Below are 22,252 nucleotides of genomic sequence, written 5' to 3'. Positions count from 1 at the left end.
TCAGATGACATCTATCATCTCTGGATATGGAGGTACACCAGCTGCGCTACTTCGCCGCGGTCATCGACGAGGGCACTTTCACCGCCGCCGCCCATCGCCTGCACGTCAGCCAGTCCGGTATCAGCACCCAAGTGGCCAAGCTGGAGGCGGAACTGGGTCAGCAACTGCTCGACCGCTCCGGCCGTCAAGTCCGCCTCACCCCGGCCGGCGAGGCCGTTCTCCCTCTTGCGAAGAGCGCCCTCGCCACTCTCGAGACCATCCAGCACACCGCCGCCGAGTTCGCCGATGCCGTCCGCGGCCGGGTCCGTCTCGGCATGATCATGGGCTGCTCGATCCCGGCTTTCCTCGACACCGTCGCCGACCTCGGACGCTCCCACGCCGGCATCGAGCTCAGCCTTCACGAGGGCTACTCCGACGACCTCCAGGCCAAAGTCCTCTCCGGCTCTCTCGACCTGGCCCTCATCGGCTACGCGGGTGACGTCGTCCCAGGGCTGGAGGTGGGCATCGTCATCGACGAGCCGATCACCACCGTCGTCCCGGCCGGGCACGCTCTCGACCGTACGGAACTGCGCCTCTCCGACCTCCGGGGTGAGAAGATCCTCTGCCTCTCCCCGGGCACCGGCATCCTGCTCCGCCTCGCCGAGCGCGGTGCCGGCGCCGCCGTTCTCAGCGCGTCCTCCACACGGGGCACCGGCCTGCGGACCGTCCCGCTCACCGACGCCGCCACGCACGCCCGGCTCGGACTCATCACCCGCCGGGGCCGGCACTCCCCAGCCGTACAGCTACTGCGAACGCGGCTCCTCGCCGCTCTGCAAGCCGGCTAGGCATGTACATGTTGAAGCCAACGTGTGCGAGGCCCTCGTTGGTTCAGATGCTCGCGAGGAAGTCCCGGACCGCGGTGGCGAAGCCCTCGGGGTCGGCCTGCTGGACGAAGTGGTCGGTGTCCAGGGGGCGGTAGATCGTGCCGGGTCGTCTGGAGCACATGGCCTGGGCCTGCTCGACGGGCAGGACCTGACTGCGCAGCCCGTGGATCAGGAGCGCCGGGCAGTCGGTGGCGAGCCACTGCTTCCAGTGGTCGCCGTGGACGAGGTTCTCGGAGTCGACGGTGTCCTGCGGGTGGAACGGCAGCCGCCAGCCGGAGCCGCCGGGCAGCGGGCGCAGCACGGGGCCGAGGACGGCGGCCAGAGGTCCGCAGGCGGCGGCCAGTTCCTCACGGGTGGCCGCGGTGTAAGGGAAGTCGAGGACGAAGGCAAGGGGGCTCGTGCCGTGGTCGGGGAGGTCGACGGCGGTGTCGACGCTGATCAGGGCCTCGACCAGTTCTGGGCGTTCGGCGGCCAGGTGGACGGCGTTGAACGCGCCGAGGGAGTGCCCCAGGAAGACCGCGCGGTCAATGCCGAGGTGGTCGACGAGGGCGAGGAGGTCGGCGACGTAGCCGGCGCGGGTGTAGTCGGGGGCGCGGTCCGAGTCGCCGTGGCCGCGCTGATCGGGGCTGATCACCCGCCACTCGGGCCCGAGGGCGGCAGCGAGGGCGGTGAAGGACGCCCCCTCGGAGAGGTGGCCGTGCAGGCTCACCAGGGGGCGGCCGGCTCCGCCGAAGTCGAGGTAGGACAGGGTGCGGCCGTCGATGGTCAGGGCGGCGCGGGTGGGCTGGACGGTCATGGCGGCAGGGATTCCTCGGGTCGGGGTGTCTGGGTGGCGGTCCTTCGGCGGACGCCGTCCAGGTGAGTGTCTCGGCGGCAAGGTGGGGCGGAAGTACCCGCACTCCTCAGTCGTGGGCTCGGCTGTCAGGCGCGGGTGGAAGCGAAGGCGCGCAGGTCGTCGTTGAGGCGGTCCGCGTGGGTTGCGAACAGGCCGTGGCCCGCGTACTCGTACACGTGCAGCTCCGCCCCGGGGATCAGGTCCGCCGTGTGGCGGCCCGTGAGGGCCAGGGGTGCGGAGGCGTCGTCCGATCCGTGGATGACGAGGGCCGGGCAGCGGATCTTCACCAGTTCCGGGACGAGGTTCAGGGTCGGCAGGATGTCCCCCAGGGCGTTGGCGGCCCGCGCCGTTGCCCCGTGGCAGCGGTCGACCATGTACGCCACGTACGCGTCCGACACCTGCGGGCCGGGCAGGTGACGGGCGAAGAACGCGTCGGCTCCGTCGGCGAAGAACGTGGCCCGGTCCTGGCGGAAGGTTGCGTTGAATCCGCGGATCACCTCCGGGTCCAGTCCCTGCGGGTGGTCGGCGGAGCGGGCCGGGCCCGGGGCGATCGCGCCGACGAGGGCCACGCGCGCCACGCGGTCGCTGCCGCGCAGGGTCAGGTACCGGACCACTTCGACCGCGCCGAACGAATGCCCGACCAGGGTGACTTCGCGCAGGTCCAGGTGATCGAGGAGCGAGCCAAGATCCCCGGCGAGGGTGTCGAGGTCGAAGCCGCCCCAGACGTCTTCGGACCTGCCGTGTCCCCTGCGGTCGAAGCCCACGCAGCGGAAGCCTTCGGCCGCCAGCGGCAGCATCTGGTACTCCCACATCTCGGTACCGAAGTACGAGCCGTTGACGAAGACGATGACGGGTCCGTCCGAGGGGCCGTAGTCGACGAAGTGGAGGCGGGTGCGGTCGGTGGCGGACTCGAAGTACGGCATGGCGGGGTTCCTTCGGGGAGTGGCTGTCATGGGCTGTCCGCTACCACGATCCTTACGGACGCAGTTCCAGGGTGATGTGCGGGGACAGCGCGCGCAGGAAGTCGGCGGCGTCGAACATCTGGCCCGCGGAGGCGACGCCGACCGCGTGGGTGCGGCCGTCGAGGACGCGGGCGAGGGCTTCCACCACGAGGGGCGCGGTCACGGCGTAGATGTCCTGCCCGCGTGCGACGGCACGTCGTTCGGTGTCCCCCGATCGGACGACGGCGTCGATGAGGAAGGTCTGGTCGGACCGGCCGCTCTCGTCGCTCGCGGCAGGCGCGGGCGTGTCGGGCGATACGACGTCGCGGGCCGCCTCGGCGGTCATGTACGTGGTCACGTCCGGGATGGACAGATGGCTGGGAATGGTCACCACGTCGGCCATGGTGAACTCCCCGATCACCTCACGCGATCCCATCGGCGCGGGGAAGGACCATTCCAGGGCGGGCGGGGCATCGGTGCGGCGCTCCCACTGGCCGCCGGTGTAGCGGAGGCGGTAGTCGCCGCGCCGCTCCCGGGAGACCGCGCCGGACAGGCGGGTGCCGGCGGTGGGGTGCCAGTGGCTCAGTGCGTAGGCGACGTGAGCCGAGTCGGCCTCGGTCCAGTCGCCCATCGCCGCTGTGGCCAGCAGGTCGCCCAGACCACCGAAGAAGGCCATCGCCGGGACGATGAGCGCTCCCGCTTCGCGCGCCCGGTCGGCGAAGTGCGCGAAGGTGTCGAGGTTGGCCTCGATCTCGGCCGCGACGTCCAGGTACGGAATCCGGGCCCGCAAGGCGGCCTCGACGACGGGGGCCGTCGTGGAGGCGAACGGCCCGGCGCAGTTGATCACGGCCGACGTACCGGCCAGGGCGCGGTCGAGTGCGCCCGGGTCGTCGGCCGATGCCACACGGGCCTCCAGGCCGGCCTCGTGCGCCAGAGCCTTCAGCTTGTCCGCGTCACGGCCGCTCAGCACAGGGGTGTACCCGCGCTCGAGCAGTTCCGCCACGACGAACCGTCCGGTGTGCCCGTACGCGCCGAAAACCGCCACCTGCCGGTCAGACCCCATGAGTTGCTCTCCGTACTCGCCGATCCGCGGTTGCTCCGCCGTGATCCGTTGTGAACATCCTGTCGCCGAACAGCGCCACTCACGAGCGTCTGGAACGACATGCGTCATACACTTTCGGACATGCATACCGTCGCACTGGCCGTCACCGACGGCATGCTGCATTTCGAACTGTCCCTGGCCATCGAGGTGTTCGGGTCGGACCTGACCCACATCGTGGACCCCTGGTACGACTTCTCCCTCTGCGGACCGGGCGCCGTGCGGATCGACCGCTACCGCTTGGAAATGGACCACGGACTCGACCACCTTCCGCACGTCGACACCGTGATCGTTCCCGGCTGGGCCGACACGGATGTGGACCCGCCCGTGGAACTCGTCGACGCGGTGCGCGCGGCCCACGCGGCGGGCGCACGCGTCGTATCGCTGTGCACAGGGGCGTTCGTCCTGGCCGCCGCCGGCCTGCTGAACGGCAAACGCGCCACCACGCACTGGGCGCACACCGGGGAACTCGCCCGACGCCATCCCGACGTCACGGTGGACCCGGACGTCCTCTACGTCGACAACGGCGACGTGCTCACCTCCGCCGGCAAGGCCGCCGCCATGGACCTGTGCCTGCACCTCGTCCGCCTCGACCACGGCTCGGCGAACGCCAACAAGATCGCCCGTCGGTTGGTCGTTCCACCACACCGCGACGGCGGGCAGGCCCAGTTCATCTCCACCCCGCTTCCCGGCCCCGGCAACCATCCCCTCGCCGAGCTCTTCCCCTGGGTCCTCCAACGTCTGGACGAGCCGCTCACCGTGGAAGACCTGGCCCGGCAGGCACGGATGAGCTCGCGCCACCTGGGCCGCCACTTCAAATCACTCACCGGCACCACCCCGCTCCAGTGGCTCCACACCCAACGCATCCGCCACGCCCAGGAACTCCTCGAAACCACCGACGACACGATCGACACCATCGCCACTGCCACCGGCATGGGCACCTCCACCACCCTGCGCCGGCATTTCCACCGGACCATCGGCGTCCCCCCGGACACCTACCGCCGCACTTTCCGCTCCCCCACCCACCCCGGACCCGAACGCGACAACAGCAGGTGACAGCACCCGGCCATGGGGCCGTGGCCTTCCCCGCCACGCGAGAGATCACCGGTCAGTGCGGCAGGCATTCTCGGAAGCGACGCAGGAGTTCAAGACCGGCCGGACTCTCGGCATCGAAGGCTTGTCCCTGCTCTTCACGAGAGAGGTCCGGCCCCCAGACGCGGGTACCCCGACAGCGGAAACAGAAAGCGATCTCGAAAAGTTGATCAGTGGAGCTGTGTGCCCTGACTCCCCAGCCCGGGAGGAAGCACCGATGCCACTCGCCCCTCGGGAGATCCGCGATCAGCTCCAAAGCCCGCTGGGCTTCCAGGCCCTCCCAGATCTCGACGGTGTCACCGGAGAGATCCTTTGAAGTCAGGTGCCTGGCGGGGTCGGTGATACGGACGACCTCGATCAGCTCGGCCTTCGCATGGGTGTGGGGCAGCAGCATGCGCTCATACTCGCTCACCGCTGCCCTGCAGCCCAGCGGCGGAGGGAGATCGGGACGGAAAGCGCCGCGGCTGCTCCTCGGCGGTCAGGCAGGAACACCGGCCCGGTCCAGGACGGCGGTCATCTCGTCCTCGGGGAGCGCCGGGTTGGCGCCCGCGCTGGAGGCCAGTTCGGGGATTTGGAGCGCCTCGCGGAGCCGGTGGAGCGGGAGGCGCGGGTCGCCGGCCGCCGCCTGGCGCGTCCAGACCGCGGGGTCATGGCTGAGCCGTTCGATCAGCGCGGGTGTGGCGGCCGGGTCCCGGACGGCCAGCCGACGGTAGTTCCCGTCCGGGTGGTCCGCGTAGCGGGCGGCGAGGCCCTCACGGGGAAAGCGGGGGTGCGTCTCCGCCATCCAGGCGGAGAACGTCCCGCCGAGCCTCGCGTACACACGCATGAGCACCTCCTCCGGGGTGTCGGGATGATGAATGCCCAAGAGGTTCTCCACCACCGGGTCCTCCACGCGTGCGAGGAGGCGCAGCAGGTCGAGTGCCAGGTGGGGGCTGCGGGCGGCGGCGCGCCGGAGCAGCGGGTGGGCGGAGGCCGCGGCCCGACCCAGCACTTCGGGGTCATCGAGCCCGTCCCGTACCCACTGCACGCCGTCGCCCCTGTCGAAGTCCCCGACCGTGAAGTCGATCGCCATGCGCCGCATCTCATCCAGCTCGGGTCTGAGGGAGACCACGAGCCGTACGGCCTCGTCGGCGTCGACGGCGAGCCGCTCCACGAGGTCGGCGGGCAGCGACGGGTTCTCGGCGAGGGCTGCCAGGTGCGTCCGCCCGGTGACGCACCGCTCGGCGTCGGGGCGCAGCAGGAGACCTCGGCGCAGCGCTTCGGCGGCGGACTTCGGATCGCGCAGGAGTTCGGCGGTGAGGAGTGCGTCCCGACGGCACTCCCCCAGCGCGGCGGCCCGCCGCACCTCGGAGTCGGGGTCGGCGAGCAGGGCCGACCGCTCGCCCGGCGGCAGGATCTCCCACGCACGCACGGCTTCCCGGCGCGCTGCCGAACTGTGGTGAGTAGCCATCGAGGCCACGAACGACGGCGCCAAATGGGGGGAGTTCAGCAGTGCCGTCCGGACAGGAGGGGCGGGGTCGTCGAGCAGGCGGGCGCACACGGCGTCCGGGAGCGGCGCGACCTTCGTGCGCGGGTCGTCCCACTCGGGTCCGTACGCAAGGGCAGCCCGCACCTCGGGAGAAGGATCGTCAACGAGCCGGGCCCGCTGGGCAGGCTCCGCCCTGACGCTCATGGCGAAGTCGATCCGGGCGCCCGGGTTCGGGTGGGCCAGGATCACCTTGACGGCCGGCTCGGGGAGTCCGGCCCGCCGGAGGGCCTCACGGGGCGGACGGCCACCGTCCCCGTCGAAGGTGAGCAGGCGCAGCAGCAGCGGGGTCGGCAGCACCGGATTGCGAGCGACTCCGTCCAGCGCGGACGCGTGGAACCCCACCGTGTTTCCCCTAACCCCGTGTCTTCCTCGACCGGTCCGCGACCATGATCTCCCGTATCCCCGCCACGGACCGCCGAACCGCACCAGCTGAACGGGAGACCGTCACCTCCCACGAACTGCCGGCCGTCCGTGCACAGCGCCCCGCCGGGCGAGGCCCACGCGCAGCGCGGCACTGGCGCGGGCGCGGCCGACGAACTCCTCGACCTGGCCGCCGCGCACCCTACCCGTGTGGTCCCGCTCGCGGCCTCGGGGCGACACGTCACTCCTCGCGTGGCGGCGGGGAGGCCGGTTGCCCGTCCCGGGAGGCTGCGCGCAGCGCTGTGACGACGGCGGTGGTGGTCGGGTTCGCGTTCTCGGTGTGACGGGTGGCGGCGAACAGGACGCGTTGGATCGGGTGGTCCGCGAGGGGGGTCGTACGGATTCCGGGTGTGGCCGGGTCGATGGCCGTACGGGGGACGAGCACGGTGGCGAGGCCCGCCCGTGCGAGGGTGATCTGGGCGGCGATGTCGGCGGTGACGTAGCGGGGTGTGGGCGTGAAGCCGGCCTGTCGGCACCCTTGCAGGATGGCTTGTCCGCAATCCGTGGTCGGCGGTGGTAGCGCGAGATCGTGCGCGGCCAGTTCCCGCAGGATGACGGGCCGGGCGTCCCCTTGGTCGGCTGCGGTGACGACGAGCAGTGGATCGTCGAGCAGGGGGGAGACGTCGATCCCCTTGGGGGTCGCGTCGGGCAGGTGGTGATAGCGCTGCCCCAACACCACATCAACGGTGCCGAGCACCAGTTCCCGCAATTGTGCCTGGTCGGTGAGGAAGCAGGTCACGGTGAGCTGCGGATGGCACGTACCGAGCGAGGCGAGGGCGGGGGCCACGATCCGGGCGACGGTGGAGGGCAGCGCGGCGAGCGTGGCGGTGGCGCCGACCGTGCCCCTGACCGCGGCGATGGCGCTTTCCGCCTCCTCCACGGCGGAGAGGATCCGGTCGGCGTGTTCGAGGAGGACTCGGCCGGCCTCCGTCAGCGCGACCGTTCGCCCGTCGGGGCGCAGCAGGTCGACTCCCACGTCGTTCCTCAAGGCGGCCAGCTGCTGGGACACGGCACCGGCGGTCAGCGCCAAGGAGCGGGCGGCGGCGGTGATGGAGCCGCGGGCGGCGACGGTCTTGAGCATGTGCAAGCGGCGGACATCGAGCATGAATCAATAGATTACCTAAAGGGTCAGACCAGGAAACCGCTTCTTGATCTACTGAATAAAGGTGGCGACCATCAGTCCATGGAGATCTCCCAGTGCATAGCCGCCGTCGCCCGCCCCATCCACGACTTCGGCGACGAGTTCATGTCCGACGCGGCGACCGCCGAGATCGGTCTGCGTGCCGGTTTCGCCGCAGGCCGCGGCTTCTACTGCCGAGGACGCTTCGGAGTACTCGGTGAGGCACCGGCCGGCGTGGTCCAGGCGGCACAGGGCTTCCTCGGCCCGCGACTCGTGACCACGGGCTGGATGGAGGGGCGGCTCGTCATGCCGGCGGAAGAAGCCGCAGCCTGCTACGCGCAGGCTGTCCGCGCGTGGGGGCGGGCGCACATCCCTGCCGATGTCGACGTGGAGCACTTCAACCACCTGGCACAACGGCTGATCGGTACCGCCGACCCCGACGCGCTGCCGCTGTTCGCCGGCTGGCGCGCACAGCCCTGCCCCGGCGGCGACCCGGTCGGCGCGGCCATGCAGCGCATCCACGTGCTGCGGGAACATCGGGGCGCCTGCCACCTGGCCGCCGTACGCGCGTGCGGGCTCAGCGCCCAAGCGGCCATGGTCATCAACCTGGGTGTCGAGGAAGCAGCCCACTACGGCTGGCAGGACCCGCAGCCCGTCGACACCGCCCTGATCCTCCAGTGGCAACGGGCAGAGCGGCTCACCGACGAGATGCAGATGCCGTTGTACGCCTCTCTGACCGGCCGGCAGCGCACCGAGTTCGTCCGGCTCGTCGCAGCACTGACCGCCCGCTGACCAGTGGCAGGCCGGTGCCACCCGGTGGGTTCAGCCCCGCAGTCCGGTCAGGGTCAGGAACTCGGCCCTGGAGCGGGCGTCGGTGCGCAGGAGGCCGAGGAGGGTGGAGGTCATGGTGGTGGTGCCGGTGGCCTGGACGCCGCGCAGGGTCATGCAGGTGTGTTCCGCCTGGATGACGACGCCGACGCCTTTGGGGTCCAGTTGCGTCTGGAGCCAGTCGGCGACCTGCTTGGTGAGGCGTTCTTGGACCTGGGGGCGGCAGGCGAAGTGTTCCAGGACGCGGGCGAGTTTCGACAGGCCGAGGATGCGGTGGCCGGGGAGGTAGCCGATGTGGGCGGTGCCGACGAACGGAAGCAAGTGGTGCTCGCACACCGACCGCAGGGGGATGCTGCGGGCCAGGACCAGTTCGTCGTAGCCCTCGTCGTTGGGGAAGGTGGTCAGATCGAAGGGGCGGGGGGTGAACAGCTCGGCGTACGCGCGGGCCATCCGGCCGGGGGTGCCTTTCAGGCTCTCGGAGGCGGTGCTGATGCCGAGTGCCCGCAGGAAGTCCGCGGCGGCGACTTCCGCCGCGGCCAGGTCCGCACCCGCCGCCTGGCGGGCCACCCGCACGGTGGGCGGGTGGGGTATCGGCGCGTCTTCGTCGCCCGCCTGCACGGGGAGGGTGGAGGGCTGGGTCATCTCAGCTGCCTCCGATACCGAGCGCGGTGAGCAGGACGAGGACGACAGTGGTCACGGCCGACAGGCCGTGTCCGGCGACCACGGGAACCGGAAAGTAGCGCTCGGCGGGTGCACCTCGCCCCTGCGGGTCGGCTGCCGGCGTGGTGGCGCGGGCCTGGTAGACGGGGATCCAGCGGGCCAGCATGGTGAAACCGAGCAGCGCGACGGGCACGAGCAGGCCGAACGCGGTCCACGCCAGCGCGTCCTTGTCGGTGATCACGTAGACGATCCACACCACCAGGCCGGCCGCCGCCAGCCCGAAGTGGCCGAAGACCACCGGGACGGGCAGGCGGCTACTGCTGCCACCCTGCGGGCCGCCGCGCTTGATCCAGACGCCGAGCATGGAGAAGCCACCCAGCGCGGTGACCACCCACATGAGGAGTGCGGCGATGTCCATGAGAACTCCAGAGACGTGTTGGGGGAGGCCGTACGTACGCATACGGCCTGACGATCAGTTCCGGTCCGTGACGGCACCGGACGGAACGCGCGCCCGTACGGGCCGACAGGCACCGCGCAGACCTGCTGCTTCGCCGCGTGCTGCAACGGTGGGGCCAGGGCGGCGAGCCTTCCTGTTTCACCAATAAATTTTGGTGTTATTCGGCAGGCGAGTCAAGTGGCGGGGAAGACGAGGCAAGCGAAGGGGATGCGCCCAGACAAGTGGGCGTTATCGTGGGGGTGTGGCTTCCGACATGACTCAGCCGGCGTCTGCAGACGACACCGCCATCGCCTCGCTCAGCGTCCTCGGCGAGGAGTTGCGCCGGCGGATGTTCGAGTTCATCCGCCGCGCCCGCCGCCCTGTCACGCGCGACGAGGCCGCCGCCAGTGTGGGCATATCGCGCAAGCTCGCCGCCTTCCACCTCGACAAGCTCGTCGACGCCGGATTGCTGCGCGCCCGCTACGAGAGCCCGGGCGGCATCCGGAAGGTCGGACGACAGCCGAAGGTCTACGAGCCCACGGACACCCCGATCCGCGTCAGCATCCCCGACCGCCGCCACGAGCTGCTGGCCGATCTGCTGCTGCAGGCCGTCCTGACCGAGGGGGACTCGGAGAGCGCCGCCGAGGCCGCGATGCGCACGGCCGGGGAACGCGGACGGGAGCTGGGCGAGGCGGAGCGTGCGCTGTCGCGCCCCGGCCGGCTCGGTGCCGAGCGCGGTCTGACCTTCTGCGAACGGATGCTGGAGCAGCAGGGCTTCGAGCCCGCACGCGAGGGCCCCACCCGGCTGAGGCTGCGCAACTGCCCCTTCCACCCGCTCGCCGCCAAGGCTCCGGAGCTGGTCTGCGGTATGAACCACGCCTACCTGAGCGGCTACCTGCAAGGGCTGCGGGCCACCGCCGTCCAGGCGGTCCTCGCCCCCCGCCCCGGCGAGTGCTGTGTCGAGCTCACCCCTTCTTCATCCGAATGACGCCGCCGGAGCCGGCTCTGCCCTGGGCAGTGCCGGTCGCCCTCGCCCCACTCCTGTGGGGGCGTGACTGCGGCCCCCTGGGGCGCGTAGGTGATTGTGATCGCTACGTGCTCCAAGTGGGGTGCTCGAGCCGGATAAGGTGCCTCCGAAGTCAGGCCTGAGGGGGATCTCGTTGGAGCGACGGAAGCTGATCGGGATCGGGGCGGGGCTGGCGGTCCTACCCGCCTGGTGGACCCTGCGTCAGGTGGCGAACGGGGCCGAGGGGGACTGGCACACCGACACCACGCCGCTGGAGCAGGCATTCCCGCTGCTGGGCCGGCTCACCGACGCCAAGTGGGTAAGCAGCCGGGACAACGATCGGGGCGTACCGTCGCCGGAACTGGTGCTCTCGGGCCTCGCCCGGCTGGCACCGGGAAAACTTGCCGAGCTGACGACGGCCCACGCCTTCGTCTCCGAGGGGCCGGCCGATGACTTCAACTCGTGGTTCGAGAAGCCGCTCAAAGGCGAGGGGCCGGACCACCCCCAGTGGATCCGGTCGCACGAGCTCGACCGCGACGGCAGCCGCTACACCACCAAACTGTGGTTCGACCGTCGCAGCGACATCGTCCGCTTCTGGGCACTCAACCCCTACGGCTAGGGAGCGTGTTTGGTCGCGCTCAAGGGGCTGACGCATCACTCTGACGACAGTTCCTCCAGCGGCGCGCCCCACCCGGCGCGACCTCCCCTGGATCAGTGGGGTGACCCGGAAGAAGCGGCCTCGGCGGGGACGGCTCCACGGCTGCGCAGGCGCCGCGCGGCAAGCAGGGCGGGCAGCCGGTCCAGTGCGAGAGCGCCCGGTCCGGTGAACACCAGAAGCAGAAACGCCCAGCAGAACATCACGGAAGCCTCTCCGTGGTTCTGCAACGGCCACAGGGCGTGAGGCTGGTGGACGGTGAAGTAGGCGTACGCCATCGAGCCGGAGGCAAGGAGAGCCGCCGCCCGGGTGCCCAGACCGAGCAGGACCAAGCCCCCCGCGGCCAACTCGATGACTGCGGCATACCAGTCGGGCCAGACCCCGAACGCGACCGTGCCGCCACCGTGCGCGCCACCGAGGACACCGAAGAGGGCAGCGGCACCGTGCGAGGCGAACAACAGCCCCGTGACGATGCGGAACAGGGCGACGGCATAGGGCCGGCTTCTGTCGAGACGTGTGGTCATGGGAAAGACTCCTTCGGCTGCCAGGTCCCGTGCGGGCGGCGGAGCCGGACCGGCCGGTGAGCCGAGGCTAGCCCTTCAGCGGGCGACTGCAGCGACGGCGCGTGCACAAGTCACCGCCCTGGCCGTCTCGACAGCACCCGAGGAACCCAGCCTCACACCCCTCCCCGAACGACCTCAGCGCTGCTTGGCCTGAGCCTCCTTGGCGGACGCCTCCAGTCGGTTCCAGTGCTCCTGGTACCACGCCTCGTCGCCGCCATCCATGTTGCTGTTGTCCTCCCGCATACCGACCTTGCCGTCGATCAGCTCTCGGACGATGTCGGCGTGGCCGGCGTGCCGGTTCGTCTCGGCCGTCATGTGCAGCATGATCCGCTGAAGCGTCACGTCTCCGCTGTCGCCCCACCACGCGACGCGGCCCATCGCGTCGAGCGGTAGCGCCTCGATCGTCGCGTCCGCGTGCGCCCAGGCGCGGCGGTAGAGGCCGAGAACATCCTCGCGCGACTCCTCGGCGGGCGCCCACATGTCCGAGTTCGGCTCGGCGCCCTCCTCGTGCCAGGGGAGGTCCTCGTTGTGGGGGCGGCCGAAGGTCGGGCCGAAGTACCCGAGCTCGACGCTGGCGAGGTGTTTGACGAGGCCGAGGAGGTTGGTTCCAGTCGGCGTCAGGGGGCGGCGGATGTCGTATTCGGACAATCCGTCCAGCTTCCACATGACGGCTTCGCGAGCTGCTTTGAGGTAGCGGTGCAGGTCGTCTTTAGGATCATTGGGCTTCATGGGAGCGAGTCTCGCATCACTGCCGACGGCGGTCGCGTGAGTTAGCCGGCCGGCAAGGATGCATCAGCCGGCGACGGGTCCGTCTGCCTCGCGAACCGACCGTCCGGGGATCCCGCTGCCCGCAGGCCGCCCACGGCGCAGGTCTACGGGAGGCCGAGTGACCCACGAAAGCCGGGATGATCAGCATGTGGCGGCCCCTCTGGTCCGCGATGACTCGGCTGCCCATCCTGACTACCGGGTTTCTGTCGACACGGGGTCGAGGAAGAAGAGGCACTGGTCCGCGTTGAATTCGCGCACCTCGGCTACGAAGCGGAACTTATCGCCTGCGCCCACGGTGGCGGGGATCGCCTTGCCGGTCAGTTTCAGGTCGCCGATGTTGACGTCCTCGTACTTGAAGGCCGGCCCGAGTTCCGTCTTCGGCCCCTTGTCGCCCGGGCCCAGGAGGAAGTCGTAGCGCGTGTCGTAGTCACCGTGGCGCGCCATATTGACGATCGAGCCGTCGAACGCGACCGTCTGGCCCTTGTGTCTGGTCGCGAAGCCCGAGTTCGCCTCGTCGCATGAGTCCGCCTTCAGCAGCGCCGCGAACTCCGGGTCGTTCTGAGGCGTGATCACCTCGCTGGCAGCCGACTCGGCCGCAGTCGGAGTCGTCGCAGACGAAGGCTTCGCGCTCGCAGCGGTCGTCGGCTTGCCGGCCCCGTCCTTCTTCCCGCCTCCGTCACTCAGTGCAGTGCCAACGCCGATGACGATGGCGAGGATCACCAGGACGGCGGCCACCGCGCCGATCAGGAGCCACGGCTGCGGCTTCTTCGGCCGACGGAAGGTGAGGGTGGAGCGCAGCCTGCCCTGGGCCTGCTCCACGAGCTCCCAGTCCTCCTTCTGCATCTTCGAGATCACCAAGTTGTCGGTGCCGCGAACTGTCTGCACGGTCTTGTACTCGTACTTGATCTCGTCAGCCATGCGGCTCCGCGCCCCCCAAATGAGCTGTTCCTACCGACCGTCTCGCGAGCATAGGGGACCCCGCGAGGAGCCCTGGGCCGCATCCGGGTTCCCGTCTGGGGCCGTGCAGGCCGCGTACCCGGCCGAGGCGGGTACGCGTCACCGACAAGGCCTACGCCTCCCGCAAGAATCCCGGTCCGCGCGTCGGCCGTCGTCGTCGCGGCCATCAACGAATGGATGTGACCACTCAGGCAGCCCGCTGCATGCACACCAGCTGAGCCCTCTCGTCCCATGACCCGGTAACGGTGAAGCCGAACCGTTCGTACAGGGCGATGGCTCCGGTCCGCCACTCCCACACCGAGAGCCGCACGGTGTCCACGCCGTTTCCCACGGCATGCGCAAGGGCGGCGCCGAGCAGGGCGGATGCGATGCCCCGACCACGGAACTCAGGGTTCGTCCAGAGCCTCTTGATCTCCGACCGACCATTGGAGGGGGCGGTCACCACCAGGCAGCCCGCAGCGGATTCCCCCAAGAGGGCCACCAGCACGACATCACCGGCAAATGCAGACCGCGGGTCAGAGATCTCCGCCCCGTAGCGGTCCGGCAGCCCGTCCACATCGGCCACGGATTCGCCCTTCTCGGCCTGCGTCCGCACGTGGTAGGCCGCCAGCAGCGCGGCCAGGTCGTCCTCGATCGCAGGGGCCTGGTCCGGCCAGCGGACGATGACAACCCCACGGTGATCAGTCATGACACCAGCATCACACGCCGGGGACGGCGTTCCACACGAGCCCTTCTTCAGCCTTCGCCCAGATCGTACGACGGTGACGGTTGGTTCCGGACGGCGTCGAACCGGCCGACGGCCTGTCGGAGTTCGCGAGCCGTTCGAGGCCGCATGGCCTGCATCGCGGTATCGAGGAGCGCACGGGCTTCGAGGGGATTACCGCAGCAGTACCAGTGCACGTTGCCCACTCGTCGTCATGCCGTACATCGTGCCACGGTCTCCCACCAACGCACCTTCGACTTCGATGCGTTCGGGCCGCCTCGACGAGTTGGCGCGACAGCAATGCCCGCCACCCTTAAGGTCTGGCCGGCCCAGCGCGGCTGAACGTGCCCCGCATGCGCAGCGGCGTCAGCAGCGCTGGGGGCGCCCGCGTCCCGAAGCGCCGTGATCATGCGGGGAGGCACTCCAGTCGATGCCCGGGGTCACTCACTCATTTCACCAATTGGAAGTGCACGATGGCGATGGTGTCGGTCGGCTGGATCTGAGGGTAGTGAAACCGCAGTTTGTCGTGCAGCTCGGCGAGATCACGGAAACCGTCCGCCCGGGCGTCCGACTCGCTCAGCTCGGCAACTGTCATAGCAGTGACCTGCGTGACGACACCCGATAGTGCCACCTCGTCGTCCAACTCGAACACCAGGCTCACCGAGCCCGTCTCCACCGGGTCACGGAAACGTATCGTGGTCGTCTTCCGTTCGGCGCGTACCGCATCGAGATAGTCACGATGGAAGTACAAGGTCTGCGTCGCCGTTGAGTGCTGCTGCCATGAAGTGCTGTCGCCCATGCGGCGCACCCTAGCGGAGCGCGCAAACCCTCCGTGTCACATAACCCGATCGGCGCCCCCCGGGCCCCGGTCATAGCTTGAAGAGCACGCCGCGCCAGATCCATCCCGCGTCAAGGACCGCTCGTTGCAGGGGGTTCCTCATGTCCTGCGTACTGAAGCGGAACGTCTCGGTCTTGTGGCGGCGGCCATCCACCCCTGACTTGATCTCCCACTGCCGGTACACCTTGTCGGCCGGTCCACGGCCGTACTGCCTACGGGCTGCGTCAGCCGTCGGCTCCCAACACTCTTCGAGGACGCGGACCTCGTGCGTCGCAGGTCTCAGACGCATCCGGATTCTGAGGGTGACGTCCAGCGCCGGGTACTCGAACTCTGCTACCACGTCGGCGCCTTCCTTCGGGCTTCCCTCACGCACGACGAACCTGCCGTCACGGTCGCTGACGGAGAGGAGTGCGGCCCGGACCTCCTGGGCCGACCGTGCTGCGACACCGGGGCGCGGATATGTGGTGCCGGTCCACCTGTCCGTGAAGCGGCTCATGGTCACACCCCCGCCCTGAGAGACACGTGCTGGGTCAGGGCCGGTGTGTTCGCCGGGCCAGCCTCTCGGCGGTCGATCACCTCCACCGAATCGGCGATGTGCCGCAGTCTCTCCACTGATTCGCCAGCGGCGAAGGCCACTTCGTCTGCGACATCAGCGTTCGACTTGGCCGGAAGCCAGTCCTCCGGCAGGCGCATTTCGACCGGCACGGGCAGTGTCGCGGGCATTCAGAGCCCTCCTTCCGTCAGGCGGCGGCACCGCCGACGGCGTTGGACACCTTGTGCGGATCCACGCCCCTCCCACCCTATGTACGGCGATCTCACCACGATCAACAGCGTGTCCGGTGCGCGACAACTTGCGGAGCGGGGCCGACCCCTGCGCGCCAAGCCGACCCGGTCGCCACACCCCATGGCCGCTCCCAAGCGGCTCCGTCAAGGTGCGTTGCGGACCGTCGCTGGTCAGCCGCAGTGCGTGCTGTACGGCTGTCTGGTCGCCCCCCCCCTTGGACAGTGGCGGCCGCCGCCGGTCAGCCGGCCTATGCACAGGTCTCAGACCAACATCGCCGGTGACGTGGCCTTCCAGCTCCCGCTGGGCTTGGCCCACCCGTTGATGGCGCTCAGCACCGACGAGTACGCAATACGCGTGAGGGACGTGCGGACTGCGTGCTGGACTGGTCGGGGACGCCCCGATCCGGTGTGCCGGCTCGTCCTTCGAGAAGGACCCGCTGCACACCCCCGCGATGAGCCCGGCGTACGACATCCTGATCCTCCTCAACCGGGTCCACGCGGCCACCAGCCTCTGAGGCGCCGGGCCGACGTTTGGTTCCGGCTTTCGCGGCGGTGCCCGGTACGGGGCCCCCGATCAGGGCCCCGTACCGGCGGTTCAGTGCTCGCAGAGGGAGAATTCCCGTTCGTAGAGCTGCTCGTTGTGTTCGTCGACGAAGAACTTCCTTTCCTGCATGAGTTCTTCGCGGTACGCCTTGGCCTGTTCGAGCGTCATGGTCGAGGTGTCGGACCAGGGTTGCTGCGGCGGCACGTCGGAGGTCGAGACGATCTGTTCCGCCGGGTCGACCAGGAAGAACGCGAGGATCTTCCGGTGCCCCGGGCGGGCGGGGTCCGCGAGGCGGAACCCGTCCACGCGGTGCTGCAGGACGTTGGGGAACGCCAGGCAGCGGCCCGCCGGGGTCGCTACCGAGCCCAGCACCTGGTTCAGCGCGGCTTCGTCCTCCAGGCCGTAGACCTCGCGCACCCCGGTGTCGTCGTTCTGTTCGTAGTGCGGGTCGTCGAGTGCGGCCCGGAACCCCAGCCGGCTCTCGGTGATGTTCTCGCTGTCCCAGTAGTAGATGCCGGTCGAGACGATCCGCTCGTTCAGCATGCCCTCGACGTGCCAGGAACCGCCGGGGTACTCGGGCTCGTCCGGGGTGAGGTGGACGGTGGCCAGCTTGACGATGACCTGGAGCCGGCGGCCGCGGAGGTCGACCCGGGCGGACGCGTCGGGCAGTGCGGGCGGGGTGAAGTCCGGGGCGTCCGGGACGATCGGGCGGCGGTCCTCGAACCAGGCCTCATAGGCCTCTTCCCATGCGGCGCGGGCGTCCGTGTAGGCCGCCTTGTCACTGAAGGACGAATGGACCGGATACTCCGGCTCCGAGTCGTACCAGCCGTAGGGATCGGCCTCGATCCGCGGGGGCCGGGGGTGCCGCAGATCGGTGAGCACGTTCTCGAACAGCGGGCGCAGGCGCGCGAACACGTCGGGAAGGACGGTGGCCAGTGCGTGATGCGTCTCGGGGTGGACGTTGTTGACGTACGAGCGGAAGGTGACGGCGCCGTCGTCACTGACGTCGACGTCGGTGGGCAGCCACTGGAACCTCTCCGAGAACTCGTACTTCGCATAGTGCTTCGTCGGGTTCTGCCAGGCTCGCTCGGGGCCTCCGCTCACGTCCCTCACCAGGCAGAACAGTGAGGGATGCACGAGGTCCAGCACCTTGCCGGCGGATCCGGGATGCCAGTCCCGCTCCGCTTCGGGGACCTCTTCCAGGACCCGGACCGCCTCGCGCAGCCGGGTCCTGAGCTGCTCGTCGACGAGGGAGTCCGACTGCCAGACCCCGTCCACCGCGGACACCTCGATGCCGGTCCGCCCGTCCCGGAGCGCGGCGTAGTACCCCAACTCGGCGAGCACGTACCGCACTTGCGCTTCGGTCAGGCCCTGCGCCACCGCCTCCCGCGTCCACCTGGCGGCGATTTCGGCGTCGTTCATCTTGTCGAACCACGCGGGCTTCGCGCGCAGCTGCGCGCTGCACTGCATCATCTGCAGTTCCCGCAGCGTCCGGGGCGTCGCGAACGCCGGGGAGCTGGAGCTTTGGAAGGGCAGCGGGAAGGCGGACAGGCCGGTCACTTCGGGTGGTCCTCACGGTCGGTTTGCGGTGCCGGGAAGAATAGCCCGGCCCACTGACACCACCGCCGCGGACCCCGGCCGCGGTCGCCTCGTAGGCCACGATGGTGCGCCGCAGCCTGTTGTTCTCGTCCTCACCGATCGGTGTGGTCCCGTTGCCGTAGTGCGCGGCCGGCAGCCGCCTGCCGGGCGGCACTGACCTCAGGGAGCGATCGCCCGGACCGAACCGGCCCACGGCGGGGAGGGTCGCGCGGTCACACACCGTTGGCTTTGATCGCGGAGGTACCGGCCCGTTCCGATATCTGACACGACTTCTACCGGCCGGCCTCCCGGCGGGTAGTGTCGTCCGGTCACGGACGGCAACCGGATCGTCCGTTCAACCCGAGGAAAGCGACATGACTGATCTCGACTCGCTGCGTGCAAGCCTCTCGTCAGGCGAGCACGAGTTCGCCGATACCTTGGCCTTCATCGCCGCGCACTACGAGTACCAGCCGCAAGCGTTCCGCAACGGGGAACTGGAAAATGCCGCGGGCGAGAACGAGGGTTCCTGCAAGACGCTGGGACTGGCCCTGCTGGAAGGGCTGAGCGACCAAGAGGCGCTGCTGGCGTTCGGTGAGCACTACCGCAGTGTGCTGGCGACGCCGAACGGCACCGATCACGGCAACATCCGCAACCTCATGGCCCACGGCCTGGCAGGGGTGAGCTTCGCCGGACAACCGTTGGCCCGCAAGAGCTGAGCAGCGAGGTCCGGGCGGTCATGTAGGGGCACGTCCTCCACCCCGTCCTCACCGCTGCTTGCCGCAGCGTGGCCCCGGCTCTGTGTGAGGGCCTCTGTATGAGGGCCTCTGCCGGGATCGCCGCCGCTCTGATCCGCTCCCGCCGTCCGGACCGGGCGACCGGTTCACACGGCACCGAGCAAGCCCGGATCAACCCCGTCGAACTGGTGGCATGAGTCCCGGGCGAGACCGAGCACCTCCGCCATGGGAACGGCGCGCCGGCTGACCGCAGAGATGTCCTGGCGCGCCTCGGCGGACCACAGGGGCGGGAACGAGGACAGGCCCTGATCGCCGTTCAGTGCCCTTGGAGCGATATCGTCGGGGAACCGCTTGGCCCGAGCCAGCCCCGGCACCCCGTGCGCCGCTCCCCGCGCGGGGCTGCCGAAGACCCGCAACCACCCGCCATCCGGCCGAGGACATTGGGCCGGGAGGCGCGCCCAGGCCCCCCGACTGCCTGTCAGACCCGACATCTAGGCTGTTCACAACATTTGATCAGGGAGCAAGGCTGTGCAGATAGAGCGTCATCACGTCGGCCAGGCCGCGGTGTCGGCTGCCCGGGAGGACTTCACGAACCGGATCGGCGGCCAAGTGCGGTCCATGTCGCGGGCGGGCCGGATGACCACCTGTGAATGGCAGTCCATCGCCGAGGAGTTCCTCGACTACTTGGGCGCCCTCTCCGTCGAGACGCCCGACCTCAACACCCCGGAGGCCAAGGCCGCCCTCAAGGACGCCTGCGAGGCCGCGGCCGGCGCCGTCGCCTACGCCGCCTACCACCCACACTGCAGCTTCCAGGTCTTCCTGGATTACGTGAACTTCGGCATGAGCTATGACCCGGGTGAGGATGCCCCCGCGGAGAGCGTCACGCCGGGAGAGTGGACCGACGCGCTGTGTCTGGTACTGCTGCGCGACAAGGTGCAGTGGCACGGCGAGGCCTTCCACTTCGCCCGGGACAAGTTCGCCGCACACGCCGAGGGCACGCCCTCCGGCGAGCTCGCCACCGCACTGATGGCCGTGGTCCTGGACGACACCGGCGACGACGAGGAGTACCCGCCGAGCACGCGGGCCAAGCTCGCCGCCGTCGACGCCGCCCTGGACCGCATCCGTTCCCGCGCTGAGGAAACCGGCGAGCCGCTCCTGGACCGGCCGGACAGCGCGGCCCTCCACGCGTTGCGCGCCCTGGTCCTCGAGGACCGGCAGGCTTTCGATGCCGCACTCGCCGATCTTCTGGCCCGGCACGCCGCCCTGCAGGGGCCCGCGGCCTCGCCGAGTACTCTGCTCCCGCTCGTCCCCCTCGCCCTCACCGCGCTCGCGTACCGGACCCTGGGATGGGCGCCGGCCGTCCACACCGGTTACCTCCCGCACGCGCTGATCACCGGCTTCGAGGCCCGGGGGCCCCGGGTGGGAGGGTTCGGCCTGGATCGGCGGCCGGACGCAGTCGCCGCGCTTGCCGCGGGCCCGCTGGTGGTGGAACGGCCGGCCTGCGAGCGGGATGGGATCCCGCAGGTCGAGGCCATGTACGAGGAACATCTCCGGAAGGCATTTACCGCCGTCGACGGAAAGCCCCTTGCTGTCTGGCGTCTGGGCAGCACCCTGGGCGATCAGGCACGCCTGTTCAAGTGGCGGGCGGGGAACCCCGGCGAGGTGACGGATGCCCAGTTCGCAACTCTTCGGCTGGCCTCTCAGATGGGGGCGGCGCTGTTCCGCATCGCGCTGGCGGAGCCGGGCACCGAGGTCGAGGTGACCGTTGCCGGGCGCACACTGCGCTACCCGGCCGAGCGCGGCGAAGCGATCGGGGCCGGGAACTGGCAGACGGCCGTCGCCTTCGCCCTGATCGCCGGCGTACGCGAGGACCTCGCCCCGCTGGTCCTCACCGGTCCCACCTTCGTCCGCCCGGACGGCTCCGCCTTCGCCGCGTACCGCGAGGCCCTCCACGCCTACCTGAAGGGCGCCGAGCCCGAAGAGGCCGCGCAGCGGGCACTACAGGAGGCAGAGAAGGCGAAGGACTGGGGCTTCGCGATGCCGCCGGCCGTGCTGCTGTCACAGCTCGTGGAGGGCGACGAGGAAAGCTTCAACCTCGCCCTGGCCGACGCCCTCGAAGCCCACCGCGCCTACTACCAGGTCGCCGACCGCGCCGACGACCCGGACGCTTCCGTCAACCTGGACGTCCTCGCCCTGGCCTGCCACGCCCGCCGCCGCGGCTGGGCCATCCGCGTGGACTCCCCCTACCTGCCGCAAGATCTCCTGCAGGCGGCCGAACCCTTCTAGGAAACCAAGCGGTTGTCTGCAGCGCTCGCGATGACACTTACGGCGGCCGGATACCCGGGGGCGTGCCGGTCGTCGTCATGCGTGCGGCTCACCCAGGGTGCGGCGACGGTCTGCTGCGACGACGATCACATCGAGGGGAGGCGGACGAGGAGGAGCTGTGACCCATCTGGCTCGGATTTCCCTGGCGGACGGCGGCTCCCTGCTGGTCGAGGCTCCGGCGAGCTTGGAAGGGCCGGTGAAGGCGGGTCGCTTCGGCGACGCGATCCACGAGCTCCCCGCCAGCCTGGAAGCGGCGCTGGGCTCGGTGACGGACGCGGCGAGCGCCATGCTCGACCAACTGCGCAAGGCAAGCCCTGACGGGATCACCGTGGAGTTCGGCGTCGACCTCTCGTTCGCGGCCGGGGCGGTGATCACGAAGAGCAGCGCCAGTGGCCACCTGCGCGTGTCCATGGCCTGGGAGAAGCAGAGCCGCCCCCCGTCGGTCCGACAAGAGGATTGATCGCGTGGGCGCCTCCGTCCCGCTCCCGCACGGCGAGGGCAGCGACCAGGAGTCCCCACCGCAGGACTGATCCGGGCCGTGGCCCAGGTCCTCGGGGCGGACGGCCAAGCGGCCGGTGCCGGCTTCCTGGTCGCCGAAGACGTCCTCATGACCGGCGCACGACCTGGCCACCGGCTTCAGCGGCGCGCCGGTAGCCGACGAGGTGACCGGCCTGGTCATCGGCATGCACAATCGCCCGCCGAGGTCGAGACCGTGCTCCAGCAGCCGCTGGCGGTGTCAGCGGTGAGGGCGCCGGACCCCGCGGGCACCGCTCCCCCACACGCCTCCGTTGCGGTTGCCTCTGGCGGAGCCGGCGTCGGCGCCGGCGCCGGCAGGGTCGGTGAGAACGCGAACCCGTGGTGCGGGCGGCCCAGGAGTGAGCATCGGTTAGGGGGAAGATGAGTACGGTGACTCAGGCGGTGCCGATGCTCCACCTCGCACGATGAAGACCGACATCGTCGAGACCTGGAGACCGCA

General features: G+C 69.9%; 24 protein-coding genes. 8 read left to right on the top strand and 16 right to left on the bottom strand.

Annotated elements, in window-relative coordinates; translation table 11 throughout:
- The first annotated feature begins 26 nt into the window (after window positions 1-26).
- The gene (locus tag OG861_RS30660; RefSeq protein ID WP_330261921.1) at window positions 27-824 is read left to right on the top strand and encodes a LysR family transcriptional regulator; all 798 of its coding nucleotides are present in this window, start codon (window positions 27-29) and stop codon (window positions 822-824) included.
- 43 nt (window positions 825-867) lie between these two features.
- Here OG861_RS30660 and OG861_RS30655 read toward each other — a convergent pair whose 3' ends face one another.
- The 3 genes from OG861_RS30655 to OG861_RS30645 form a co-directional block, all read right to left on the bottom strand.
- Complete coding sequence (locus OG861_RS30655) at window positions 868-1,659, bottom strand: alpha/beta fold hydrolase (protein ID WP_329191943.1); 792 nt, start codon at window positions 1,657-1,659, stop codon at window positions 868-870.
- A 125-nt stretch (window positions 1,660-1,784) separates the two neighbouring features.
- The gene (locus OG861_RS30650; protein WP_329191945.1) at window positions 1,785-2,621 is read right to left on the bottom strand and encodes an alpha/beta fold hydrolase; all 837 of its coding nucleotides are present in this window, start codon (window positions 2,619-2,621) and stop codon (window positions 1,785-1,787) included.
- A 52-nt stretch (window positions 2,622-2,673) separates the two neighbouring features.
- Window positions 2,674-3,702: a saccharopine dehydrogenase family protein gene (locus tag OG861_RS30645; RefSeq protein ID WP_329191947.1), complete on the bottom strand. Its 1,029-nt coding sequence runs from the start codon at window positions 3,700-3,702 to the stop codon at window positions 2,674-2,676.
- Window positions 3,703-3,822: 120 nt separating this feature from the next.
- Here OG861_RS30645 and OG861_RS30640 point away from each other — a divergent pair, with 120 nt between their 5' ends.
- Complete coding sequence (locus OG861_RS30640) at window positions 3,823-4,794, top strand: helix-turn-helix domain-containing protein (protein ID WP_329191949.1); 972 nt, start codon at window positions 3,823-3,825, stop codon at window positions 4,792-4,794.
- A 52-nt stretch (window positions 4,795-4,846) separates the two neighbouring features.
- On the opposite strand, the gene OG861_RS30635 is transcribed toward OG861_RS30640, so the two are convergent.
- The 3 genes from OG861_RS30635 to OG861_RS30625 all read right to left on the bottom strand — a co-directional run bounded on the left by OG861_RS30635 (window position 4,847) and on the right by OG861_RS30625 (window position 7,883).
- Window positions 4,847-5,224, bottom strand: a complete 378-nt coding sequence (locus tag OG861_RS30635) for a hypothetical protein (protein ID WP_329191951.1) — start codon at window positions 5,222-5,224, stop codon at window positions 4,847-4,849.
- 84 nt (window positions 5,225-5,308) lie between these two features.
- Window positions 5,309-6,700 (bottom strand): Mucin-2, encoded by a 1,392-nt coding sequence (locus OG861_RS30630; RefSeq protein ID WP_329191953.1) that lies wholly within the window; start codon window positions 6,698-6,700, stop codon window positions 5,309-5,311.
- Between the two features lie 259 nt (window positions 6,701-6,959).
- Window positions 6,960-7,883 carry a LysR family transcriptional regulator gene (locus tag OG861_RS30625; protein WP_329191955.1) on the bottom strand — a complete coding sequence of 308 codons (924 nt, stop codon included), beginning with the start codon at window positions 7,881-7,883 and terminating at the stop codon, window positions 6,960-6,962.
- Window positions 7,884-7,961: 78 nt separating this feature from the next.
- Between OG861_RS30625 and OG861_RS30620 the strand changes: the two genes are divergently transcribed.
- Window positions 7,962-8,690 (top strand): SCO6745 family protein, encoded by a 729-nt coding sequence (locus OG861_RS30620; RefSeq protein ID WP_329191957.1) that lies wholly within the window; start codon window positions 7,962-7,964, stop codon window positions 8,688-8,690.
- A 30-nt stretch (window positions 8,691-8,720) separates the two neighbouring features.
- Here the strand turns inward: OG861_RS30620 and folE are convergent, their stop codons facing one another.
- Together folE and OG861_RS30610 are read right to left on the bottom strand one after the other, a co-directional pair.
- Window positions 8,721-9,368: a GTP cyclohydrolase I FolE gene (gene folE, locus OG861_RS30615; RefSeq protein ID WP_329191959.1), complete on the bottom strand. Its 648-nt coding sequence runs from the start codon at window positions 9,366-9,368 to the stop codon at window positions 8,721-8,723.
- Between the two features lies 1 nt (window position 9,369).
- The gene (locus tag OG861_RS30610) at window positions 9,370-9,804 is read right to left on the bottom strand and encodes a hypothetical protein (protein WP_329191961.1); all 435 of its coding nucleotides are present in this window, start codon (window positions 9,802-9,804) and stop codon (window positions 9,370-9,372) included.
- A gap of 280 nt (window positions 9,805-10,084) precedes the next feature.
- Here OG861_RS30610 and OG861_RS30605 point away from each other — a divergent pair, with 280 nt between their 5' ends.
- Together OG861_RS30605 and OG861_RS30600 are read left to right on the top strand one after the other, a co-directional pair.
- Window positions 10,085-10,810: a helix-turn-helix transcriptional regulator gene (locus tag OG861_RS30605; RefSeq protein ID WP_329191963.1), complete on the top strand. Its 726-nt coding sequence runs from the start codon at window positions 10,085-10,087 to the stop codon at window positions 10,808-10,810.
- Between the two features lie 172 nt (window positions 10,811-10,982).
- Window positions 10,983-11,447 (top strand): hypothetical protein, encoded by a 465-nt coding sequence (locus tag OG861_RS30600; RefSeq protein WP_329191964.1) that lies wholly within the window; start codon window positions 10,983-10,985, stop codon window positions 11,445-11,447.
- A 92-nt stretch (window positions 11,448-11,539) separates the two neighbouring features.
- On the opposite strand, the gene OG861_RS30595 is transcribed toward OG861_RS30600, so the two are convergent.
- The 8 genes from OG861_RS30595 to OG861_RS30560 form a co-directional block, all read right to left on the bottom strand.
- On the bottom strand, window positions 11,540-12,007 hold the full coding sequence (locus tag OG861_RS30595; RefSeq protein WP_329191966.1) for a DoxX family protein: 468 nt from the start codon (window positions 12,005-12,007) through the stop codon (window positions 11,540-11,542).
- A gap of 174 nt (window positions 12,008-12,181) precedes the next feature.
- Window positions 12,182-12,775, bottom strand: a complete 594-nt coding sequence (locus OG861_RS30590) for a DinB family protein (protein WP_329191968.1) — start codon at window positions 12,773-12,775, stop codon at window positions 12,182-12,184.
- 231 nt (window positions 12,776-13,006) lie between these two features.
- Entirely contained in the window at window positions 13,007-13,732 is a 726-nt protein-coding gene (locus OG861_RS30585) for a DUF4839 domain-containing protein (protein ID WP_329191969.1), read from the bottom strand.
- Between the two features lie 226 nt (window positions 13,733-13,958).
- A complete protein-coding gene (locus OG861_RS30580) occupies window positions 13,959-14,459 on the bottom strand; it encodes a GNAT family N-acetyltransferase (RefSeq protein ID WP_329191971.1) in 501 nt (166 codons plus the stop codon).
- A gap of 463 nt (window positions 14,460-14,922) precedes the next feature.
- Window positions 14,923-15,273, bottom strand: a complete 351-nt coding sequence (locus OG861_RS30575) for an ASCH domain-containing protein (RefSeq protein WP_329191972.1) — start codon at window positions 15,271-15,273, stop codon at window positions 14,923-14,925.
- A gap of 70 nt (window positions 15,274-15,343) precedes the next feature.
- Window positions 15,344-15,808, bottom strand: a complete 465-nt coding sequence (locus OG861_RS30570) for a hypothetical protein (protein ID WP_329191973.1) — start codon at window positions 15,806-15,808, stop codon at window positions 15,344-15,346.
- 2 nt (window positions 15,809-15,810) lie between these two features.
- The gene (locus tag OG861_RS30565; protein ID WP_329191975.1) at window positions 15,811-16,035 is read right to left on the bottom strand and encodes a hypothetical protein; all 225 of its coding nucleotides are present in this window, start codon (window positions 16,033-16,035) and stop codon (window positions 15,811-15,813) included.
- 655 nt (window positions 16,036-16,690) lie between these two features.
- Complete coding sequence (locus OG861_RS30560) at window positions 16,691-18,199, bottom strand: DUF4246 domain-containing protein (protein ID WP_329191977.1); 1,509 nt, start codon at window positions 18,197-18,199, stop codon at window positions 16,691-16,693.
- 392 nt (window positions 18,200-18,591) lie between these two features.
- Between OG861_RS30560 and OG861_RS30555 the strand changes: the two genes are divergently transcribed.
- The 3 genes from OG861_RS30555 (at window position 18,592) to OG861_RS30545 (ending at window position 21,736) form a co-directional block, all read left to right on the top strand.
- A complete protein-coding gene (locus tag OG861_RS30555; protein WP_329191980.1) occupies window positions 18,592-18,933 on the top strand; it encodes a HopJ type III effector protein in 342 nt (113 codons plus the stop codon).
- 546 nt (window positions 18,934-19,479) lie between these two features.
- Window positions 19,480-21,237: an immunity 49 family protein gene (locus OG861_RS30550; RefSeq protein WP_329191982.1), complete on the top strand. Its 1,758-nt coding sequence runs from the start codon at window positions 19,480-19,482 to the stop codon at window positions 21,235-21,237.
- Window positions 21,238-21,394: 157 nt separating this feature from the next.
- Entirely contained in the window at window positions 21,395-21,736 is a 342-nt protein-coding gene (locus OG861_RS30545; protein WP_329191984.1) for a CU044_2847 family protein, read from the top strand.
- The last annotated feature ends 516 nt before the right edge of the window (window positions 21,737-22,252 follow it).

This window comes from Streptomyces sp. NBC_00539 (assembly GCF_036346105.1).
Lineage (GTDB): Bacteria > Actinomycetota > Actinomycetes > Streptomycetales > Streptomycetaceae > Streptomyces.
Note: the sequence above shows the minus strand (reverse complement) of the source record. Positions and strands in the feature narration are given on the sequence as shown.